Annotated in this window: 3 protein-coding genes; 2 read left to right on the top strand and 1 reads right to left on the bottom strand. The window is 66.6% G+C overall.

What is annotated here, in order from left to right; genetic code table 11:
• Positions 1-2,612, bottom strand: a 2,612-nt coding sequence (gene secA, locus RTM68_RS16980) for a preprotein translocase subunit SecA (protein ID WP_312173204.1), incomplete at its 3' end; no start/stop codon positions are given.
• 157 nt (positions 2,613-2,769) lie between these two features.
• Here secA and RTM68_RS16975 point away from each other — a divergent pair.
• Positions 2,770-3,372, top strand: a complete 603-nt coding sequence (locus tag RTM68_RS16975; RefSeq protein ID WP_312173201.1) for a PadR family transcriptional regulator — start codon at positions 2,770-2,772, stop codon at positions 3,370-3,372.
• A 61-nt stretch (positions 3,373-3,433) separates the two neighbouring features.
• Positions 3,434-4,620, top strand: a 1,187-nt coding sequence (locus RTM68_RS16970; RefSeq protein ID WP_312173200.1) for a hypothetical protein, incomplete at its 3' end; no start/stop codon positions are given.

Genomic DNA, 4,620 nt, shown 5'->3' with positions numbered 1-4,620 from the left:
ACCTCGACCTCGCCTGCATCGTTCGCAGCGGAGTACTCGAGACGCTGCTCGGCGCCGCCGTCGGACAGCCCCTTCGCCTCGACCTCGGCGGTTTGCGAATCAGCGGCTCGACGCACCTCGACCTCGAGGTTGTAGAGGTATCCGACCGATTCCTCCTTGATCTGCCCCATCATCGACTGGAACATCGCGTATCCCTCACGCTGATACTCGATGAGCGGATCGCGCTGTGCCATCGCACGCAGACCGATGCCGTCCTTGAGATAGTCCATCTCGTAGAGGTGGTCGCGCCAGCGGCGATCGAGCACCTGCAGGACGACGCGACGCTCCAGCTCTCGCGTCGCCGCCTCTCCGAGCGACTCCTCACGGGTCTCGTACGCGATCTTCGCGTCGGACAGAAGCTCTCGCGTCAGTCCGTCCGCCGAGATTCCGCCCTTGCGGTCCGCGGCCTCGGAGACGACCTCGTCGATCGTCACGCTCACGGGGTAGAGCGTCTTGAGCTCGGTCCAGAGAGCGTCGAAGTCCCAGCTCTCGTTGTGCCCTTCGCCTGTGTGGTCGCGAACGACCCCGCTGATCGCGTCCTCGATGAAGTGCTGGACGCGGTCCGCGATGTCATCGCCCTGAAGGATATGACGACGGTCGGCATAGATGGCCTCGCGCTGACGGTTGAGCACGTCGTCGTACTTGAGCACGTTCTTGCGCATCTCGGCGTTGCGCGACTCGACCTGGGACTGCGCACTGCGGATGGCCCGCGAGACCAGGCCCGACTCGATCGGCACGTCGTCCGGGAAGTTCGTGCGGGCCAGGATGGCCTCTGCCGCACCCGACTGGAACAGACGCATGAGGTCGTCTGTGAGGCTCAGGTAGAACCGGCTCTCGCCGGGGTCGCCCTGACGGCCCGAACGACCTCGCAGCTGGTTGTCGATGCGCCGCGACTCGTGGCGCTCGGTGCCGAGCACGTAGAGGCCTCCTGCCTCCTGGACCTTCGACGCCTCCTCCGCGACCACGGCCTTCATGGACTCGTAGGTCTCATCCCACGCGACCTCGTACTCTTCGGGGGTCTCGACCGGGTCGAGGCCCTTGCCCTTGAGCTCCTGGACTGCGAGGAACTCGGCGTTGCCGCCGAGCATGATGTCGGTTCCACGACCGGCCATGTTGGTCGCGACGGTGACCGCTCCGAGACGGCCGGCGCGCGCGACGATCTCAGCTTCGCGAGCGTGGTTCTTCGCGTTGAGAACCTCGTGCTTGACGCCCTTCTTGGCGAGCAGGCGTGACAGGTACTCGCTCTTCTCGACGCTGACTGTGCCGACGAGCACCGGTTGCCCCGCCGCGTGGCGCTCGGCGATGTCTTCGACGACCTGTGCGAACTTGGCCGTCTCGTTCTTGTAGACGAGATCCGACTGATCCTTGCGGACCATCGGCCGGTTCGTCGGGATCGGGATGACTCCGAGCTTGTAGGTCGACATGAACTCGGCGGCCTCGGTCTCGGCCGTACCCGTCATGCCCGCGAGCTTGTCATAGAGGCGGAAGTAGTTCTGCAGCGTGACTGTGGCGAGCGTCTGGTTCTCGGCCTTGACCGGCACGGCCTCTTTGGCCTCGATCGCCTGGTGGATGCCCTCGTTGTACCGACGTCCGACCAGGATGCGTCCGGTGTGCTCATCGACGATCATGACCTCGTCGTTCATCACGACGTAGTCGGTGTCCTTCTTGAACAGCGCGAGCGCCTTGATCGAGTTGTTGAGGAAGGAGATCAACGGGGTGTTCGCCGACTCGTAGAGGTTCTCGATGCCGAGGTAGTCCTCGACCTTCTCGATACCCGGCTCGAGCACACCGACGGTGCGCTTCTTCTCGTCGACCTCGTAGTCCACCCCGGCTTCGAGGGTGCGAGCGATCTTCGCGAACTCGGCGAACCAGCGGTTCGCCTCGCCCGACGACGGACCGGAGATGATGAGCGGCGTGCGAGCCTCGTCGATGAGGATGGAGTCGACCTCGTCGACGATCGCGAAGTAGTGCTCGCGCTGGACGAGATCCTCCTTGCGCCAGGCCATGTTGTCGCGGAGGTAGTCGAAGCCGAACTCGTTGTTCGTGCCGTAGGTGATGTCGGCGGCGTACTGCTCACGACGCACGGCGGGGGTCTGACCCGAGACGATGATGCCGGTGGTCATCCCGAGCGCGCGATAGACGCGCCCCATCAGCTCGGCCTGGTAGCTCGCGAGGAAGTCGTTCACCGTGATGACGTGCACGCCTTCTCCGGCGATGGCGTTGAGGTAGGCCGGGAACGTCGCGACGAGCGTCTTTCCCTCACCGGTCTTCATCTCCGCGATGTTGCCGAGGTGGAGCGCCGCTCCACCCATGATCTGCACGTCGTACGCGCGCATGCCGAGCGTGCGCTTGGCCGCCTCGCGCACGGCGGCGAAGGCCTCGGGCATGAGCTGGTCGAGCGACTCGCCCTTGGCGAAGCGCTCTCGCAGCTCGACGGTCTCGTTGCGAAGCTCGTCGTCCGTGAGCTTGGAGATGTCCTCTTCCAGCGCGTTGACGGCCTTCACCACCTGGTTCAGGCGACGGATGACTCGCCCTTCTCCGGCGCGCAGCAGCTTCTCAAGAGGATTGGCCACAGATGTCATCTCCCTGTCGATGGTTCCGGCGCCGCCAGTCGGGCGCGCACCAGGCATACCTTGTCATGTTACCGGGCTGTGACCTGCACGTCGCCTGCATGGCGCTCACGGCGAAGGTTTCCCGGTATGCATATAGTGATCGACACAGGAGGTCGACATGTCGGTGCGCCAGAGTCTGCTCTCGATCCTCGCGCAGGGTCCGTGCTACGGGTATCAGCTGCGCCATGAGTTCGACCGCCGTACGGGATCGGTCTGGCCGCTGAACGTCGGGCAGATCTACAACACGCTCGAGCGGCTCGAACGCGACGCGCTCGTGGCGCGTGGCACCGCGGATGCACAGGGTCACGTGTACTGGGAGATCACCGACGCCGGTCGGACCGAGTCCGAGCGATGGATGGCCTCGCCTGTGGAGCGAGGGCAGGCCACGCGGGATGAGCTCGCGATCAAGGTGACGATCGCGGCCACGCTTCCCGGCTCCGATGCCACCGCCGTGATCGCCGCACAGCGTCGCGCATCGCGCGAACACCTGGAGTCCCTGCGCCACCTGCGCTCCTCGCGCGACGACAGCACCCCGGAGGGCCTCGCCTGGTCGCTCGTCGTGGATTCGATGCTTCTCAGCGCGGATGCGGAACTTCGCTGGCTCGACCACGTGGAGGCCCGCCTCGCCGAGCATCCACAGCACGCGCTCGCGTTGGGGCTCACCCCGGACCGTCCCAAGCGCGGACGACCCGCGAGGGAGCCGGGCGCGGCGCTCGTCTGAACCGTTCGCCTGGAGCGGATGCACAGCCAGAGTCCGCCGCCTGGAAACTAGGATCAGTCCTATGGCAGGTATATGGGGCAGGCGCAAGCGTGAACAGGAAGCACTGGCGGCACAGGACGCCGATCTGGCACGACGAGCGGAGCAGTCCCTGGTGGCCGCCGACGAACGCATCCGATCGACGTCCGATGAGCTCGTGTTCGCCGAGGCCGAGTTGGGCGAGTCGCTCACCGGCGACCTGAAGAAGGCACTCAGCGCCGTGCGCACGCACCTGCGCGAGGCCTTCCAGATGCACCAGCTCAACCACGACGAGATCCCGGACACCCCAGAGGAGCTCCGCACGCGCAACGCGCGCATCATCCAGCTCTGCGACTGGGCGCAGGACCTGCTCGACGAGAAGACATCCGACCTCGCCGCGTCGATCTCGAAGGTGCGCCGCGCTCCCGAGATCATCGCGCAGGTCAGGGCAGAGGCATCCGCGCTGAGCGAGCGCATCCCGCACACGAACGAGACTGTCGCGCGCCTGTCCGACAGATACTCGGACTCGGCGATGCACCAGATCACGGCGAGCGCCGCCGAGGCCGAACAGCTCATCGCCTTCGCCACCCACGGCGCCGACGTGTCGGAACGACGCCGCGCGGCCAAGCAGAACGAGGAGGCGAACCTCGCTCTCGAGACGGCGACGGAAGCGACCCGTCGCGCATCGGCCCTGCTCGATGCCGTCGAGGACTTCGAGATCGAGGCGCTCCGGGCCGAATCGACACTGGCCGAGGTCGTCGCCGACTCCCGCGGCGACCTGATCGCGGCCCGGACGGCGCCGCAGGTGCCGGCCGTCACATCGGCCGTCGCCGCACTGCAGGAGGCGCTCAGCGCGCTGACCCCTGCAGGAACCCCCGGGGATCCTTTCGCCGAGCTCTCTCAGCTGCGGACAGCGAACACCGCACTCGACGACGCCATCGCGAAGGCTCGGCACCGTGCGGAGAACCCGCTGCCGAGCATCCAGCAGGTGCAACACGCCATCGACGACGCCGATCGTCAGCTGGGGGTCGCCCGCGGACTCATCGCCGGCCATCGCGGCTGGATCGGCGCCGACGCCAGGACACGCCTCGCTGAGGCGGAACGCCTGCGTGTCGATCTGTCCGATCTGCTCCCCGCGGAGGACACCCGCGAGCAGGCGCTCTCCAGCGCGCGCAGAGTGGCGCACCTGGCGTCGGAGGCCCTGCAGCTCGCGCAGCGCGACATCGACTCGTC

The organism is Microbacterium sp., assembly GCF_031988965.1.
Lineage (GTDB): Bacteria > Actinomycetota > Actinomycetes > Actinomycetales > Microbacteriaceae > Microbacterium.
The sequence above is the reverse complement of the archived record's forward strand: the minus strand, read 5'-3'. Positions and strand labels throughout refer to the sequence as shown.